Origin of the sequence: Ruegeria faecimaris, assembly GCF_900182615.1 — a bacterium.
Classification (GTDB): domain Bacteria; phylum Pseudomonadota; class Alphaproteobacteria; order Rhodobacterales; family Rhodobacteraceae; genus Ruegeria; species Ruegeria faecimaris.
On sequence record NZ_FXTE01000001.1, the window covers coordinates 26399 to 43362 of the forward strand.

A 16964-nucleotide genomic window follows, 5' to 3' on the forward strand; every position below is an offset into this window, starting at 1 on the left:
TCCATGCAAGACGCCTCGGCACCCATCACGCACAGGCGCGTGCTTAAAATTGCAGCGCCCATCGTCCTGTCGAATGCCACGGTTCCGATCCTTGGGGCCGTGGATACTGGCGTAGTCGGGCAGATGGGTCTGGCTGCGCCGATTGGGGCTGTTGGGATGGGGGCCGTGATTCTGGCCTCGATCTACTGGATATTCGGCTTTCTGAGGATGGGGACCACCGGCCTGGCGGCGCAGGCGCGCGGGGCAGGTGACACTGCAGAAACCGGTGCGCTGCTGATGCGGGGCATATTGCTGGGCAGTGCGGCAGGTATGGTTTTCATATTGGCCCAGGTCCTTTTGTTCAAAGGGGCTTTTGCCCTTTCCCCCGCCAGCCCCGAGGTTGAGGCGCTGACCCGCGACTATTTGCGGATACGCATCTGGGGTGCGCCGGCAACGATTGCGCTGTTCGCCATCACTGGCTGGTTGATTGCGATTGAACGTACGCGTGGGGTCTTTGTCCTGCAGGTCTGGATGAACGGGCTGAATATTCTGCTGGATCTGTGGTTTGTGCTTGGTCTGGGTTGGGGCGTCGAGGGGGTGGCCATCGCGACGCTCATCGCCGAGTGGAGCGGGCTGGCACTGGGTCTCTGGCTGTGCCGCAGTGCTTTTACCGGGAATCAATGGCGTGACTGGCCGCGAATTTTTGATCCCACGCGTCTGCGTCGGATGATGCAGGTGAATGGTGACATCATGGTCCGTTCGGTATTGCTGACCGGCGCCTTTACCACATTCCTCTTCGTCGGGTCGGATCTGGGGGATGTTAATCTGGCAGCCAATCAGGTCTTGCTGCAGTTTCTCGAAATTACCGCCTTTGCACTGGATGGGTTCGCCTTTTCCGCCGAAGCACTGGTCGGCGGCGCCATTGGCGCGCGGGATCGGCATCAGGTGCGCCGAGCCGCGGCCATGGCTTCGCAATGGGGGGTAGGGGGTGCATTTGTACTTGGTGCGGTTTTCTATCTGGCCGGGCCAGCGTTGATCGACCTGATGTCAACTGCACCTGAGGTGCGACTAGCCGCACGCGAGTATCTGGTATGGGCGGCGCTGGCGCCGGTGATTGGTGTGGCAAGCTGGATGTTTGACGGCATCTACATAGGCGCGACCTGGACGCGCGCAATGCGCAATGCGATGATCCATTCGGTTGCGATTTATGTTTTGGCCCTGTTCATATTGGTGCCTGCGCTCGGCAATCACGGCCTTTGGGCCGCGCTGATGATCTTGAACATCGCGCGTGCCTGCACGCTGGGATGGCGATACCCCAAGCTTGAGGCTTTGGTCGCCTAAAGAAGGTCCAGAAGGGATTCCGTAGGGCGACCAATGGCTGCGTTGTCCCCTTTGATTGCAAGCGGACGCTCGATCAAAATCGGATGGGCCGCCATTGCTGTGATCAGGTCATCCTGAGCGGTATTCTTGGTTAGGCCCAGTTCCTTGAACAGCTTTTCGCTAGTCCGCATCAGGTCGATGGCGGGGATATCAAGGCGTGTAAGTACGGCCCGGATTTCGTCTGCCGAGGGCGTATCCTCAAGGTATTTGCGAATTTCGACCTGCGCTCCGTTTTCCTCAAGCAAAGCGAGCCCTGCGCGAGACTTAGAGCATCTGGGATTGTGCCAGTATTCGATCATATCCAGTCCTGTCTTTTGCTTCCAACGGCCTGCGCAACGGTTTCAAACCCGTCGCGCGCCAGCAAGTCATCCAAACCTCGCGCGATTTCCGCCGCAAGTGAGATACCACCGAAAACCATCGCTGTGTAGAATTGCACGGCCGAAGCACCGGCGCATATCTTGGCATAGGCCTGTTCTGCTGTGCTGATGCCACCAACACCGATCAACGGAATCTGACCGTCGGTCAAATGGCTAAACCGGGCAAGAACGCGGGTGGATTTTTCGAACAAAGGTGCGCCGGACAGGCCGCCTGCTTCGTCTCTGTGTGCGCTGCGCAACCCATCGCGCGACAAAGTGGTGTTCGAGGCGATGACCGCATCAACGCCCGATTCATGGGCCACTTCGGCGATATCCCGCAGCTCATCCTCGGTCAGATCGGGGGCGATCTTGAGGAATACTGGTAGAGGGCGCATTAGGGTGTTTCGGGTTTCGATCACGCCGCTCAACAGAGCGCTCAGCGCCGCTTTGCCTTGCAAATCCCGCAGCTTTTCAGTGTTCGGAGATGACACGTTGACCGTAGCGAAATCCAGATGCGCCCCACAATGGGCCAGTACCTTGGCAAAGTCGCCGGGTCGATCATCGCTGTCTTTGTTCGCACCAAGGTTCAGTCCGATCACCGCATCCCTGGGGCGCGCCGCCAGACGACGGGCCATGGCCTCCATCCCTTCGTTGTTAAAGCCAAAGCGGTTGATGGCAGCCTGGTCTTCGGTCAGGCGGAATAGGCGCGGCCTGGGATTGCCGGGCTGCGGGCGTGGAGTAACGGCACCGACTTCGATGAACCCAAACCCGGCGCGAGACAGGGGGCCAAGAACCTCTCCGTTCTTGTCGAACCCTGCGGCCAGACCAACCGGATTGGGCAGATCCAGCCCGGCGATTTTGGTCTGCAAACGCTGTGACGTGACCGGCCCTGGTGCAGGCGCAAGCCCTGCCTTCAGGGCTTTGATCGACAGGGCATGTGCAGTTTCCGGGTCCAAGCGGTGCAGGGCAGCCAGCCCCAGCTTTTCAGTCAGTTTCATCCAAACATTTCTCCGCCTTCGGTCGGCGCGCACCGGATCAGGCGAGAGGTCTTCACCGCAGCCTGACGATGCACGATCGCCTGTTTGTAATCAGGGTCGGATATCATTTCCAGAAAGGCATGCGCCGATGGGTAACGCGCGATAAATACCGCGTCCCATGCCTCATCCTTCGGGCCAATCAACGTATTCTGAAACGCGCCGCGCCAAATGATCTTTGCCCCAAGGCGGGTAATGATCGGCGCGGTTTCGATCCCATAATTTCGATAAGCCTGAGCGCCCGACAGACCGCTTTTGGCCAGTTCGTGCCCCGATGGATATTCGGCCCGGCTGCGGAACCTCACCAGGTTCAGCATCTCGATCGGGTGGTCACGATCCAGCACCTTGAAGGCTTCGAACTGGGCGCGATCCGGGTCGATATATTCCGTCATTTCATGTCGTCCGGGAAGCGATGCGCGTTGCCGTCAAAGGGCAGGGGGCAAGACCAGATAATGTCGGTCATACGGATTTGACGGTAGAGATGCGGAAACAGAGCCTCCCCCCGCGAAACCTCCCACTTCAGTTCCTCGCCCATCGCGTCAGCATCGCAGGCCAACAGCGTCAAACCTTCGGCGCCGGCAAAATGCTTGGCAGCGGTTTCCGCAGCTTGTTCAGCTGTCGAAAAGTGGACAAAACCGTCCGAAACATCAATCGGAGCACCATCCGTGGCGCCATCGGTCTGCAGCGCCGTCCATTCGTTGGCGCGGAAAATCTTGTAAATCAGCATAGAACGGTCATGCCCCGCGCTGCGGCTAGATTCAAGCCGGATTTCCCCCTTTGACTCTTTGCTGAAGGCGGCGCAACATCTTGGCAATTAACAAAGGGAGTTAAAATATGTTCACCCGTTTCCTAGCCTCGGCTGCTGTGCTGGGTTTGACTGCAGGAATGGCCGCCGCCGAATATAAACTGACCATTCTGCACACCAACGACTTTCATTCGCGTATCGAGCCGATCAACAAATATGACAGTGGCTGTAGTTCAGATGACAACGCCGAAGGCAAGTGTTTTGGCGGATCTGCCCGTCTCGTAACAGCAGTGGAAGAAGCCCGCGGACGTGCCGAAAACTCGATCCTGGTAGATGGCGGCGATCAGTTTCAGGGCTCGTTGTTCTATACCTATTACAAGGGCAAGGTCGCGGCCGAGTTCATGAACAAATTGGGCTATAACGCTATGACCGTGGGCAACCACGAATTCGATGATGGCCCGGAAGTCCTGCGCGGCTTTATTGACACGGTTGATTTCCCGGTGCTGATGTCGAACGCGGATTTTTCCGGCGAAGAATTGCTGAACGGCAAGATCAAAAAGTCTACAGTGATTGAAGTCGGCGGAGAAAAAGTCGGCCTTGTTGGTCTGACGCCGGAAGACACGCATGAACTGGCCTCTCCTGGCCCGAACATCACATTCTCGGACCCGGTTCCCGCGGTTCAGGCCGAAGTGGACAAGCTAACCGCGGAAGGCGTGAACAAGATCATCGTTCTCAGCCATTCGGGATATGCTGTCGACCAGCGTGTTGCACAGGAAACGACCGGCGTTGACGTAATCGTAGGTGGGCATTCCAATACATATTTGTCCAACGTTTCCGACAAGGCTGTTGGTCCCTATCCGACAGTGGTCGATGGCGTGCAGATCATTCAGGCCTATGCCTACGGCAAATTCCTGGGCGAGCTGAATGTCACTTTTGATGACGACGGAAATGTTGTCGCGGCGGCTGGTGAGCCGCTGATCATGGACAACAACGTGGCCGAAGATCAGGCCTCGCTGGACCGTATCGCGGAACTGGCCGCTCCTTTGGACGAAATCCGCAATAAGGTCGTGGCCAGCACGTCTGAGGCGATTGAGGGTGACCGTTCGATCTGTCGTGTTCAGGAATGTCAGATGGGCAATTTGGTCGCTGATGCTATGCTTGCGCGGGTTGCTGATCAGGGCGTTCATATCGCGATTGCGAACTCTGGCGGCTTGCGTGCTTCGATTGACCCTGGCGACGTGACCATGGGTGAAGTTCTGACCGTGCTGCCGTTCCAGAATACGCTTTCAACCTTTGAGATCAGCGGACAAGGCATCGTTGACGCGCTTGAAAACGGCGTGAGCCAGGTAGAAGAGGTCAAGGGCCGCTTTCCGCAGGTTGCCGGTCTGACCTTTGTTTGGGACGCATCGGTGGCACCAAACGAAGGGCGCGTATCAGAGGTCATGGTATCCAACGGCGATGGGCTTACCCCGATTGATCCAGCGGCGACTTATCTTGTCGTTACCAATAACTACGTCAGAAATGGCGGTGACGGGTACAGTATGTTCGAAGGTGACGATAAAAATGCCTATGACTTTGGCCCGGATCTGGCGGATGTCACGGCGGAATACCTAGCCGAAAACGCGCCTTACCAGCCTTATCTGGACGGTCGCATCAAGCAAAAGTAAGGCGACCAGAGCGAAACGAAAAGGGCCGCACCTTGGGATGCGGCCCTATTTCATTCAGCTAACCTTCAGCCTTGATCAATGTCGTATTCCGGCCAAAGCCCTGTATCAAAACCCGCAAGCATGGGCTGGATATGTTCCGACACAGATCGCCATCCCCCAATGGATTTGGTTGAGATTTTGTTGCGAACCTGGTCGATACTGGCAGTCCGGACCTGTTTGGTATTCTCTTCCGGATGCATCATCGTCTCGGTCCATTCGAGGTCGCAGAAAGCGGCGACCTGCTTGCTATAGGTTTCGGGGTCCGCGACAAGCTTTTCATATGGAACGGTCAGGATCTTGTCGCCAAAAACAGCATCCCAATGCGCCATATAGCGACGATACAGGTTGGCAGAATGGGCAATGGTCTCAAGATTCGAGGCATAGTTCATGCCACCCGCAGGGAACCGGCGGATCCATTTCGAAAGACCAACATCGCGCGGATCACGCAGCATGTTTATTATCTTGGCGTTTGGGAATGCCGACAACAGGAAGCCGACCCGCTGAAAATTGTGGGGCATCTTGTCAACAAAAGCGGTCGAGCCATCGGGGATCGGCGGCATCAACTCTCGGAACTCTTTGGCATATTTCGCTGCGGCAGTGGAATCGAAGGTCTTGCGATGTTGTGCATAGTCGCGCGAAAGATCGGCCCCAACCGTCAGTTCGCCGCAGCCAGCAATGTCTGGCGCTGAGCTCAGCATCATTTCCATGAGCGTTGTGCCAGAGCGCGGCTGGCCCAGAACGAAGATCGGAACCGGCTGATCGGTTTGTTCGGACCAAGGAACTCTTCCCCCTACAGGGAACAGGCCAGTGATACGTTCGAACTTCTGTTCTTCCGCCTCTAAATCATAGGGTTTGACATTGTGTTGGATGGCATTGGCACGTGCAAATTGCGGCAGTGCTGCGCCAAGGCTATCGGCTTTTTGGATCAGGTGGGCCTTGGCAAATTCCAGTTCCGACAGCTCGTGTACGCTTTCGGATATCGCTGCTTCTACCGCCTCCATCAGTTTCGGGGCGTCCTCTTTGCTGGACATTGTCGAAAGCTGAAGAAGGGTGGCAACATGGAAAGGTTCTTTGGCGTAGATGCCCTGCAGAATATTGGCGCATCCCTTTTTGTCGCCACTCTGGTGCAGATTTACGGCTTTTTGAAAGGCTATCTTTTCGTTTTCCGGATCCAGTTCATACGCTTTGGAAATATCGCGCGAGTTGTGCTCGACATAACCAATACGGCCATACGCGCGTGCGCGGGTGGACAATAGGTTGACACTCTCAGGGTCGCTTTGAAGCTTTTTGGTCACGTGTTCGATGATCAGACGCCAGTTCTTACCTTTCAGGGTGATCTCATCGATGACCCGGTTCAGTTCCTTGCTGGCTGGGAACTTTTCGACCTTGAGTTCGGCGTACTCCAAGGCTTTGGCAATCTGACCGGTCTGCATAAGGGCATTCGCCAGGTTCTCGGCGAACTGTGGGTCATCGGGTTTCATCCGCGCGGCTTCGACAAAATGCGGGATCGACCTTTTATACTGTTTCATCTCGGTCAGAACAAAACCGGAAATGGCATGAAAATCCGAGTCGGTCGGAAACTTTTTTACGCCAAGTTGAGCCTTTTTCAGCGCAGCCTGGAATTTGCCTTCTTCCAGCGCTGCGACAGCTTTGACTTTTAAGGTTTTCGCCGTTTGATTTTGCATATGACCCCGTGAGAACCTGTGCCTGTAGAAAACGATTGTTGAAAGTTCATTACCTATGTGCGGACGGTTTGCAATAACCCTTCCAAATGATGCCATGGCCCAGTTGTTTTCTGCGCGCCCGGCCAATGCTCTGCCTGTTGTCCCGAATTTCAACGTTTGTCCGACATGTCAGGTGCATGTGGTCAGGGCAGGCGAAACCGGGCGTCAGTTGGATGCCTTGCGTTGGGGGTTTTTACCACACTGGTACAAGTCCAAAACCGCTGGACCATTGTTGATCAATGCCCGCGCCGAAACGCTAGCTGAAAAACCGGCTTTCAGGGCGGCCTGCAGAGAACGCAGATGTCTGATCGTTGCCAGCGGGTTTTATGAATGGACCAAAACCGAGAGCGGAGACCGGCTGCCCTGGTATATTTTCAGAAAAGACGGGGCCCCGATTGCTTTTGGCGGGGTATGGCAAGATTGGGGACCCGAGGGCGACCAGAAGGGAACATGCGCTATCGTTACGACACCAGCGAACCGCAATCTGGGCAGAATTCATCACCGCATGCCCTTGATTGTTGAACCCGAAAACTGGCCTTTCTGGTTGGGTGAAGTGGGCAAAGGGGCTGCGCGGCTGCTGTCTCCGGGGCAGGAAGATATTCTTGGCTTTCATCGTGTCGATCCGAGCGTCAATTCCAATCGGGCCAGTGGACCGACGCTTGTCGATCCCATCGCAGGTTGACACCGTGCCTTTCCATCCGGTTCAACGCGGGTTAGATCGTTGACATGGTTCTGAAAATCACCAGCCTTCAGCAGTTATACGCGCATGAGTTCGACACAACCATAGACGTGCGCAGCCCGGCTGAATTTGCCGAGGATCATTTGCCCGGATCTATCAACCTGCCAGTTCTGGATAACGACGAACGGGCGCGCGTCGGGACGATTTATGTCCAGGAAAGCCCGTTTCTGGCCCGCAAGCTGGGGGCGGCTCTGGTTTTCAGGAATGCGGCCAACCACATTGAACACAGCCTGTCCCATCACGAAGGGGGGTGGAAACCCCTTGTATATTGCTGGCGCGGTGGGCAGAGATCTGGTTCGTTTACCTGGATGCTACAACAGATTGGCTGGCGGGCCGAAGTTGTCGAGGGCGGCTATCGGGCTTATCGCCGCTTGGTGAGCCGGTATCTGTATGACGATCCGTTGCTGTTTCAATTCGTCCTTCTGGATGGGTATACGGGCACAGCAAAGACCGAACTGCTTACACACATTCAGGAACGTGGTGTCCAGGTTCTGGATCTCGAAGGGCTTGCCAATCACCGGGGGTCGTTGCTGGGGGCAATGCCGGGCGGACAACCCAGTCAAAAGGCATTCGAATCCGCGCTGGCCGCAGAACTTTGTGGTTTTGATCCCACCCGTCCCGTCGTAGTCGAAGCGGAATCGTCCAAAATCGGCTCTTTGATCCTGCCGCCGAGGCTGTGGTCCGCCATGTGTGCGGCCGTGCGTATTCAGATTGATGCCCCGATAGAAGCGCGCGCGGAATATCTGGTCTCGGCATATGACGATGTCCTCAGCGATGCCGAGCGGTTGAAAGATCTCCTGTCGCCGCTGAGGTCTCACCGTGGGCATGAGGTGGTGGATGGGTGGTTTGCGCTGATTGATGGGGATAACAAGTTGGCCCTTACACGGTCACTTATGGAACAGCATTACGACCCGGCTTATGCCAAGTCGGCGCGCGTACACAGCGCCGAAATTGTAGCCTCGATCCAGGTGCCCTCGCTGGCAAGTACCGGTCTGAAAGAGGTCGCTGTGCGGGTCGAACAGGTCCTGGATCAGCTCTGAAGTTTTAAACCCGGCGTATCGTCGATCATGCCGATGATTGCTGCCGGATATCCAGCCGCATGTAGGTCTGCACACAGGCCTGGCGCGTCATCGGCTTGGACAGCGGCCAATAGCCCTCCGGCGGTTTGAGGGTCGAAAAGAAGATCAGCCTTGGGTCCGTTGGCGAGTTCAGGCGCAATGGCGCGGTTGTCTTCGAAGATCGTGGACCGAACACCGCTTGCGCTAAGCTCCACAGCCCCGGCCATCACGGGAACCGCATCCAGAGCAATTACCGCACCGCAGTCCGAGGCACCGCAAATACCTTGCAGATGCCCTGCCAGACCAAACCCGGTCACATCGGTCATCGCATGGGCACTGAACAGAATGCGCGCAGCTTCGCCTTGCGGCTGAACCATGTGGCGGAACGCCTCTGCGACCCAGATGCCATTGGCCAAACCGGCCATTTCGGCGGCCATGATCACGCCGCTGCCAATCGGCTTGGTCAGGATCAAAGCGTCGCCCTTGCGGGCCCCGGACAAGATGATCGGGTCGTTTTCGCACAGGCCGGTCAGAGTGAACCCGATGGTCATCTCATCCCCCATCGAACTGTGGCCTCCGACGATTTCGGCCCCGGTTGCGCGGATGACGTCACTAGCGGTGGCCATGATTTCTGACATGGTACGTTGTTGCAGTGCGGGTGACATCCGAGGCAGAATAATCGTCGCGGTGGCGGCCTGCGGTGCCGCACCCATCGCCCAGATATCACCTAATGCGTGAATGGCCGTGATCCGTGTCATCAAAACCGGATCATTGGTAAAGCTGCGCAAATGGTCCGAGGTCATCACCTGCCGCGCGCCGCCGGTGAGAAGCAAAGCCGCATCGTCACCTGAAAGCGGTATTACGTCTTGCCGATCGGGGGGCGGTAAATCAGACAGAACACTGCGCAAAGCGCGACGCCCAATCTTTGCGCCGCACCCACCGCACATGGGCTTTTCACCCAGGACTTCGGGCACGCCCAAAGCGTGGTCGCGGGGCAACTCTGCGGCTTTCATCTGCGGCAGATTCCGGAACTTATTCATGAAATTCTGGTCGATATGGTTCTTCCATTTCCACATCAACGGACCACTGAGCGAGGTTCCCAATCGCTCGGCCAATGCGGATTTCCCACCCAGCGATATCAGCTTGAGGTAATCTTTTTGCGGATGATAGGGGCGCATCTTTCCGGCACCCAGCGAGGCCCGAAGATTGCCATAAAGAATCGGGGCTTCTCGGACGGCATAGACACCTGCTTTTGGTCTGGGGTTTTCTGACAGATGGGCACAATCGCCGACTGCGAACACAAAAGGATTGCTGGACTGCAGCCTGCTATTCACCGTGATATATCCATCGTGAAGATCCAGCCCGGACTGCGCCATCCAACCATAGGGTTTGGCCCCCGCCGCCCCCGTCACGAATTCAGCTGCAATCTGGCGCCCGTCCTCCAACCGGATGTGATCCGCATGAATTTCGACGATGGCGGCCTGTTCGATCACGTCGATGCCAAGGTCAGCCATCGCATTGCGAATGATCGAGGCGGCCTTAGCGCCAATCGCGGTCAGGGCCCGAGCATTGTCGATCAGGGTCAATCGGGCGCTGCGGTTTGCGGAACGCAGAGCGTGCGCCATCGCCATGATCAACTCGACCCCGGCAACACCACCACCGATCACGGCAACCGAGGCGGCGCCTGCACCAGATTGGTACTCGGCCCACCTAGCGGCAAAAGACCCTAACGGTTTTGCGGGGACCGCATGGTCGGAAAATCCAGGCAGGGCCGGCATGTCGGATGTAATGCCAACATTAACCGAGGCTACATCATAGGCGACGGGCGGTCGGCCGGGCACATGTACCTCTTGCCGGTCAGGGTCTAACCCTTCGACGGCACCCAATATCACCCGTGCCCCGGCAAAGCGAGCCAAGCGCACCAGATCAATATCCAGGTCACCCCGGCGGTAATGACCGGCAACGAAACCGGGCAGCATCCCTGAATAGGGGGCTGAAGGCGCGGGGTTGATGACCGTCAGGCGCGCGCCAGGCAGGGGGTTCATCCCCCATTTTCGCAACACCAGCGCGTGCGTATGACCGCCGCCGATAAGAACCAGATCGCGGGTCAGGGGCAGCGGAGGTCTATACATAGGTATCAGGTGTTTCTGTGATCAGGAACGTCTTCGACCTGTTCGACCGCATGTGTGGCCCAGATTTTGTCCTCACCCGCGTCCGGCAGATCCTGGGGCTTTTCATGGCGGTGAATATGCCATTTGGCAATAAACAGGGCCGTGATCGGAGCAGTCAGGAACAGAAACAGCGTGATCAGCAGCTCGTGCAGAGACAGATGATGTTCGATCAATACGGAATGGATGATTGAGGCGATCAGAACGCCACCCACCCCAAGCGTTGTCGCTTTGGTGGGAGCGTGAAGCCTGGACATCGGGTCCTTTAGCTTGATCATCCCGTACGATCCGACAAAACCAAATATGCCTGAAACAACCAGGAAGAAGGCGACCAGGAATTCAAAGATTACCGACATGTCGCCCTCACTCGATGATATTGCCGCGCAGCATAAAACGCGCGTAGGCAACGGTTGAGACAAAGCCGAGCATGGCGATGATCATGGCAGCCTCGAAGAAGATTTCGGTCCCCAGAAACAGCCCGTAAAGCACCATAAGGGCGATTGTGTTGATCACCATCGTGTCCAGCGCCAGAACCCGGGTGCCCACTCCATCGGCCGTAATGATCCGCCACAGGCACATCATGATGGCTGCGCCGAAACAGGCAAAGGCAAAGTAGATTGCTAGCTCGATCATTCGAAAATCTCCTTTAGCCTGCGCTCGTATCGTTGCTTGATTTGATCGCGTACTTCGTCCGGGTTTGGCGCATCGAGGCAGTGGACCAGCAGGTTGTGACCCTGCGCGGACAGATCGCAACTGACGGTGCCGGGGGTCATGGTGATTGTCCCGGCCAGAACCGTAATCGCCTCTGGTGTGCGCAGTTCCAGCGGAATGCAGACCCAGTTCGGTTCACGGTCGGAATCCCGTTTGAAGAGGATGATCCTAGCAACTGTCATGTTGGCGACAACAATGTCCCATAGAACCACCAATATGTATTCGGCGATCATCGGCCAATTCCGAAGAATGGGCCGGTCTGGCCAATACGGCTGTGTGACGAAGGGGATGATAATCCCCAGCACAAGGCCAAACACCAGTGAATTCAGCGATGGTGTGTTTGCCAGCAAAATCCACACGACCGTCAGCAGGAAAGTCAGATGCGGGTGCGGGAATATCCGGTGAAGCAGTTTTTTCATTCTTCCACCCCTAACACGGCCGAGATGTAGTTTTCGGGTGCAAACAACTGTTCCGCTGTGCTGGTAGCGTAGTTCATTGCAGGCCCGGCAAACAATGTCAGCATGACCAGACCGATGATCAAAGCAAATACCGACGTAAAGGCCAACCCGGGCGAAGGTTCCGGGGCTGCCTGAAAGGCGGTCTCGCCGTCAGCTGTATCGGCTTGGTCGGTGGCCAAGCTGGCGTCATGGCTTTTCCAAAAGATCAAAGTTCCGGCGCGGGCTAGCCCTACTATAGTTACAAATGAGCCGATCAATACCACAGCCCAGACCGTATTTGCGTCTGGTGCATCTCGCGCGGCGTCCAGGACCAGCAGTTTGCCAATGAACCCGGACAGGGGCGGCATCCCGGCCAAAGCAATCGCACCAATAAAGAACAGTGCGGAAATCAGTCCGGTCTGTGCCATAGGGTGCTTTGGGGCAATCGCGCCTCCGCGCCGCTCGATCACCAGATCAGCAATCAGGAACAACAGCGCCGTCGCAAGCGTCGAATGGTAGATATAGAACAAAGCGGCGGCGGTTGCTGTTTCGGTGAACAGGGAAATTGCAATCAGCAGGGTACCCATTGACGCGATGGCGCAAAAAGCCACTAGGCGCGCGATGTGTCGTGAGCCCAATATGCCGATTGTACCAACGGCCAGAGTTACCAAAGCGGCAGGTTGCAGCCAGTTGATCACAAGATCATGCGCAACCAATACCTCGGGGCCAAAGCCAAGCGTGTACATGCGCAAGATCGAGTAGGCCCCGACCTTTGTCATGATCGCAAACAGCGCTGCAACTGGCATAGGAGCATTCGCATAGCTGGCCGGTAGCCAGAAATGCAGCGGTAGAACTGCAGCCTTAATGCAGAATACCAGCAGCAACAGGGCAGCACCCACTCTTATCAGAGCGGTGTCTTCGAGCGGAAGCTCGGCAATCCGTACAGCCATATCCGCCATGTTCAGCGTGCCGGTCACTGAATAGAGTGTGCCAAGGGCAAACAAAAACAGCGTTGAGCCCAAAAGGTTGTAGGCGACATATTGTACGCCTGCCTTGAGCCGAACGGCTCCACCGCCGTGCGTCATCAAACCGTAGGACGCGATCAGCAATACCTCGAAGAACACGAACAGGTTAAAGGCGTCACCTGTCAGAAAGGCACCGCATACGCCCATAAGCTGAAAGTGGAATAAGGGATGAAAGTGCTTGCCGCGTGCATCCCATCCGGAGGCAATTGAATAAAGCACTATCGGAAGGGCTAAAAGCGCGGTCAGCAAGACCATCATGGCAGATAACCGATCCAGCACCAGCACGATTCCAAAGGGCGCTGGCCAGTTGCCCAACTCATAGACCAGAATGTCTCCACCTGCGGCCTGTGCGGTGATTGTCAGGGCGATGCCAAGCAGTGCCACGACACCGGCGACCGAGAATATGCGCTGCAAATCAAGGTGGTACCGCAGGACCATGATGATGAACGGAGCCAGAATCGCGGGCAGGACGACTGGCGCAACGATCCAATGGTTCATGCGTCTTCTCCCGGCGCGTCCGTATTGTCATGAGCGGCCATGTCGATGTGGTCATCCTTGGCCGACAGGTAAGCCGAAAGCGAGATCATCACGATCACCGCAGTCATCCCGAATGAAATCACGATGGCGGTCAGCACCAGGGCCTGCGGCAAGGGATCGGTATAGGCGACCTCTTCATATTTGTTCAGAACCGGCGGCGCGTCCAAAGCCAGCCGCCCGGTGGCAAACAAAAAGACGTTCACCGCATAGGTCAGTAGAGACAGTCCCAGAATGACCGGAAAAGTCCGGCGACGCAGGATCAGGAAAATCCCGGCGGCGGTCATCACGCCAACCGCAGAGGCTACGAGCGCTTCCATCAGACCTGCTCCTTTTCTTCTTGTTCTTCTTCAGGCGGATCGTCCCGCAGCGGGTTGATATCCATCGGGAATTCCTGCGCCATGCCGGGCTGCCAGGCCAAGCGGGACAGGCTATCCAGTGCCAGCATCACCGCGCCTAAAACCGCAAGGAACACACCGGTATCGAACAGCATGGCGGTTGCCCATTCGAACTCTTCCAGCGGCGGCCAATTCAGATATCCGAAATCGCTGGTCAGGAAGGGACGTTCATTGAACCATGCGCCAATTCCAGTTGCTGCGGCGATCAGAACGCCCCAACCGATTGTGCCGTGGTAATAGAACCGTTGCCGTTCGATGGCCCAGGTATAACCGCTGGCCATATATTGCATCAGATAGGCGATGGCGACGACCAGACCGGCGATGAACCCTCCACCTGGCTGGTTATGGCCGCGGAAAAAGATATAGGCCCCGACCATCAGCGCGATCGGCATCATCACTCTTGTCGCCACGACCATCATCAACGGATGAGAGTCACCCGATTGCGGCCAGTGCGGTTTACGGTTCAGCAAATACCCCCGGACATTGGTTTCCAGAACCGCCTCGGTCAGGGCAAAGATGATCAGGGCGGCAATGCCCAGAACGATGATTTCGCCGAAGGTATCAAAGCCACGGAAATCCACCAGGATCACGTTGACCACATTGGTGCCTCCGCCGCCCTTATACGAGTTGGCCAGATGGAATTCGGAAATGCTCGGGAAACCGAAATCCCGCAGCATCAACGCGTAGATCAATGCACCTGATCCGATGCCTGCCACGACCGAAATTGCCGCATCCCGCCAACGCCGCGCCGCGCTGCTGTCCCAGGGCGTGTCCGTGGGTAGGAAGTTCAGTGACAACAACAGCAGGATCATCGTCACTACCTCGACAGAAATCTGTGTCAGGGCAAGGTCGGGTGCGGACAGGTAGTTGAAGGCCATCGAGACGATCAGGCCCACGACCCCGATCAGCACCAAGGACAACAGCCGGTTGCGGTGAAACCACATGATGGCCAGCGTCGCGGCGATCAGGCAGATCCAGCCAATGAACGGAATGATCTGAACGGGTAGGGGCGTGCGTGTTTCAACGCCAATAGATCCGGTGGCGAATGCATAATATCCCAGCCCAACCGTAAAGACGATTAGGATGGCGGCATACCGGCTGAGGACCCCGTTATGCAGAGTATCTGTGACCCAGCGGCTGGTTGTCGTAAGCGCAGCGATCACTGCGTCAAAAATGGTCTTCGCCTCGGGTCTGGGCAGCGCATTCCAGATAAACTCACCGCGCCGATGCTGTGCCAGCAAGGCCAGGCCACCCAGTGTCGCGAACGCGGACATATATAGGGCAGGCGTAAACCCGTGCCAGAGTTTCAGCGAATAATAGGGCAGTTTCTCGCCCCCGATTACCGCACTTGAAACAACCGCCACCAGCGGACCTACGATGGCGTTGGAATAAAGACCGATCAGGACGACAAGCACGACAAGGAAAGCGGGTGCAAGCCAAAGCCCGGCCGGTGGGTCATGTGGATGGGTTGGGTAATCGTCGCGTACAGGACCAAGGAACACGTGACCAACAAAGCGGAACGAATAAGCTGCAGAGAACAAGGCCGCCAGCAGCGCCAGTCCGGGCACAAGATAATGCGAATGCAGCCAGGTTGTGTGGACCGTTTCCTCAAGCATCATCTCCTTGGACAGAAACCCGTTCAGTGGGGGCAGACCGGCCATGGAAAGTGCAGCAATCGTCCCGATGGTGAAGGTGATGGGCATCAAATGGCGCAATCCGCCCAGTCGCTTGATGTCGCGGGTCCCGGCCTCGTGATCCACGATCCCGGCGGTCATGAACAGGGCTGCTTTGAACGTCGCATGGTTGATGATGTGGAAGATGGCAGCAACGGCGGCGATCTTGGTTCCAAACCCCAGCAGCATGGTTATCAGGCCCAGATGGGACACGGTCGAAAACGCCAGCAGCGCCTTGAGATCGTCTTTGAACAGGGCGATGCAGGCCCCGATCAGCATGGTTACCAGGCCGGTTGTGGCCACAATGTAGAACCACGCATCAGTACCCGCCAGAACGGGCCACATGCGGGCCATCAGGAACAACCCTGCCTTCACCATCGTGGCCGAGTGCAGATAGGCTGATACTGGCGTAGGGGCGGCCATCGCGTGTGGCAGCCAGAAATGGAAGGGGAACTGTGCCGATTTGGTGAAACACCCCAGCAAAATCAGGATCAGCGCTGGCATGTAATAGGGTGAAGACTGGATTAGCTCTTTGTTCTGGAGAATGACGCTTAGGTCATAAGAGCCAACGATATTGCCCAGGATCAGCATCCCCGCAATCATCGCCAAGCCGCCAGAGCCGGTCACAGCCAGCGCCATACGTGCGCCCTGTCGTCCCTCGGGGAGGTGTTTCCAATATCCGATCAAAAGGAATGAACTAAGCGAGGTAAGTTCCCAGAATATCAGCAAAAGCAGGATATTGTCCGACAGAACGATTCCCACCATCGCGCCCTGAAACAGCAGCAAATAGGTGTAAAACTGCCCCATCGGGTCTTCGCGCGACAGGTAGAACCGGGCGTAGAGGATGATCAGCAAACCGATGCCAAGGATCAGCAGCGCGAACAGAAACCCAAGGCCATCCAACATGAAATTGGCGTTTAGACCCAGTGCCGGAATCCAGTCGAACCGGGCGGTAACGACCTCGCCGCGCATCACGGTTGGGATGTGAATCAACAGCCCCATCAGCGCCAGAAAAGTGGTCAACCCAGCGGCCGAGGCTGCTGCGTTTCGTCCAGCCCGGATCAAAAGGGCTGGGAATACAGCTCCGAGGAAGGGAAGGGCCGCGATGAGGAATAGGGACAACTGCGATACTCCGGTCTGGGCGGTCAAAAGTGCTATTGATTTTGTAAGGATAATTCGCGGAGTGTCCAGCGATTGCAAGCCATTCTGCCTGTTCAGGGGCCCCAAGGTAGGGGATGGTACAGGTAAAGCGGCGATGACACGAACTTGAACAGACAGGTTAATTTCGACACGGAAC

The 16964-nt window shown here is 56.6% G+C and carries 16 protein-coding genes; 4 read left to right on the plus strand and 12 right to left on the minus strand.

The genetic code is table 11. The features are described 5' to 3' along the window. Positions 1-3 precede the first annotated feature (3 nt). Complete coding sequence (locus FN806_RS00130) at positions 4-1320, plus strand: MATE family efflux transporter (protein ID WP_142632825.1); 1317 nt, start codon at positions 4-6, stop codon at positions 1318-1320. Here FN806_RS00130 and arsC read toward each other — a convergent pair. From arsC to FN806_RS00150, 4 genes are read right to left on the minus strand one after another with little or no spacing between them, the layout of a single operon-like run. After that, positions 1317-1658: an arsenate reductase (glutaredoxin) gene (gene arsC, locus FN806_RS00135; RefSeq protein WP_142632827.1), complete on the minus strand. Its 342-nt coding sequence runs from the start codon at positions 1656-1658 to the stop codon at positions 1317-1319. The two genes, FN806_RS00130 and arsC, sit on opposite strands and share 4 nt — an antisense overlap. Further along, a complete protein-coding gene (locus FN806_RS00140; protein ID WP_142632829.1) occupies positions 1655-2713 on the minus strand; it encodes a quinone-dependent dihydroorotate dehydrogenase in 1059 nt (352 codons plus the stop codon). Before FN806_RS00140 ends, arsC begins: the two co-directional genes overlap by 4 nt. Next, complete coding sequence (locus FN806_RS00145; protein WP_142632831.1) at positions 2710-3141, minus strand: DUF1330 domain-containing protein; 432 nt, start codon at positions 3139-3141, stop codon at positions 2710-2712. The genes FN806_RS00140 and FN806_RS00145 overlap by 4 nt, the downstream gene beginning before the upstream one ends. Then, a complete protein-coding gene (locus FN806_RS00150) occupies positions 3138-3476 on the minus strand; it encodes a DUF952 domain-containing protein (protein ID WP_142632833.1) in 339 nt (112 codons plus the stop codon). The genes FN806_RS00145 and FN806_RS00150 overlap by 4 nt, the downstream gene beginning before the upstream one ends. Before the next feature lie 107 nt (positions 3477-3583). Between FN806_RS00150 and FN806_RS00155 the strand changes: the two genes are divergently transcribed. Further along, positions 3584-5161: a bifunctional metallophosphatase/5'-nucleotidase gene (locus FN806_RS00155; protein WP_142632834.1), complete on the plus strand. Its 1578-nt coding sequence runs from the start codon at positions 3584-3586 to the stop codon at positions 5159-5161. A 65-nt stretch (positions 5162-5226) separates the two neighbouring features. On the opposite strand, the gene FN806_RS00160 is transcribed toward FN806_RS00155, so the two are convergent. After that, on the minus strand, positions 5227-6885 hold the full coding sequence (locus FN806_RS00160; RefSeq protein ID WP_142632836.1) for a tetratricopeptide repeat-containing sulfotransferase family protein: 1659 nt from the start codon (positions 6883-6885) through the stop codon (positions 5227-5229). A 55-nt stretch (positions 6886-6940) separates the two neighbouring features. Here FN806_RS00160 and FN806_RS00165 point away from each other — a divergent pair, with 55 nt between their 5' ends. After that, positions 6941-7606: an SOS response-associated peptidase gene (locus FN806_RS00165; RefSeq protein ID WP_142632838.1), complete on the plus strand. Its 666-nt coding sequence runs from the start codon at positions 6941-6943 to the stop codon at positions 7604-7606. Positions 7607-7650: 44 nt separating this feature from the next. Next, positions 7651-8703, plus strand: coding sequence for a tRNA 2-selenouridine(34) synthase MnmH (gene mnmH / locus FN806_RS00170; RefSeq protein WP_142632840.1), 1053 nt, complete (start codon positions 7651-7653; stop codon positions 8701-8703). Here the strand turns inward: mnmH and selD are convergent. The 7 genes from selD to FN806_RS00205 are packed head-to-tail and all read right to left on the minus strand — an operon-like array spanning position 8694 to position 16789. Next, a complete protein-coding gene (selD, locus tag FN806_RS00175) occupies positions 8694-10853 on the minus strand; it encodes a selenide, water dikinase SelD (RefSeq protein ID WP_142632842.1) in 2160 nt (719 codons plus the stop codon). The two genes, mnmH and selD, sit on opposite strands and share 10 nt — an antisense overlap. A 5-nt stretch (positions 10854-10858) precedes the next feature. Continuing rightward, positions 10859-11245, minus strand: coding sequence for a Na+/H+ antiporter subunit G (locus tag FN806_RS00180; RefSeq protein WP_142632844.1), 387 nt, complete (start codon positions 11243-11245; stop codon positions 10859-10861). A gap of 7 nt (positions 11246-11252) precedes the next feature. Further along, positions 11253-11522: a K+/H+ antiporter subunit F gene (locus tag FN806_RS00185; protein WP_142632846.1), complete on the minus strand. Its 270-nt coding sequence runs from the start codon at positions 11520-11522 to the stop codon at positions 11253-11255. After that, positions 11519-12019: a Na+/H+ antiporter subunit E gene (locus FN806_RS00190; protein WP_142632848.1), complete on the minus strand. Its 501-nt coding sequence runs from the start codon at positions 12017-12019 to the stop codon at positions 11519-11521. The genes FN806_RS00185 and FN806_RS00190 overlap by 4 nt, the downstream gene beginning before the upstream one ends. Further along, positions 12016-13560 carry a monovalent cation/H+ antiporter subunit D gene (locus FN806_RS00195; protein WP_142632850.1) on the minus strand — a complete coding sequence of 515 codons (1545 nt, stop codon included), beginning with the start codon at positions 13558-13560 and terminating at the stop codon, positions 12016-12018. The genes FN806_RS00190 and FN806_RS00195 overlap by 4 nt, the downstream gene beginning before the upstream one ends. Beyond that, complete coding sequence (locus FN806_RS00200) at positions 13557-13916, minus strand: Na+/H+ antiporter subunit C (protein ID WP_142632852.1); 360 nt, start codon at positions 13914-13916, stop codon at positions 13557-13559. Before FN806_RS00200 ends, FN806_RS00195 begins: the two co-directional genes overlap by 4 nt. Beyond that, positions 13916-16789 carry a monovalent cation/H+ antiporter subunit A gene (locus FN806_RS00205; protein ID WP_142635065.1) on the minus strand — a complete coding sequence of 958 codons (2874 nt, stop codon included), beginning with the start codon at positions 16787-16789 and terminating at the stop codon, positions 13916-13918. The genes FN806_RS00200 and FN806_RS00205 overlap by 1 nt, the downstream gene beginning before the upstream one ends. Positions 16790-16964: the final 175 nt, after the last annotated feature.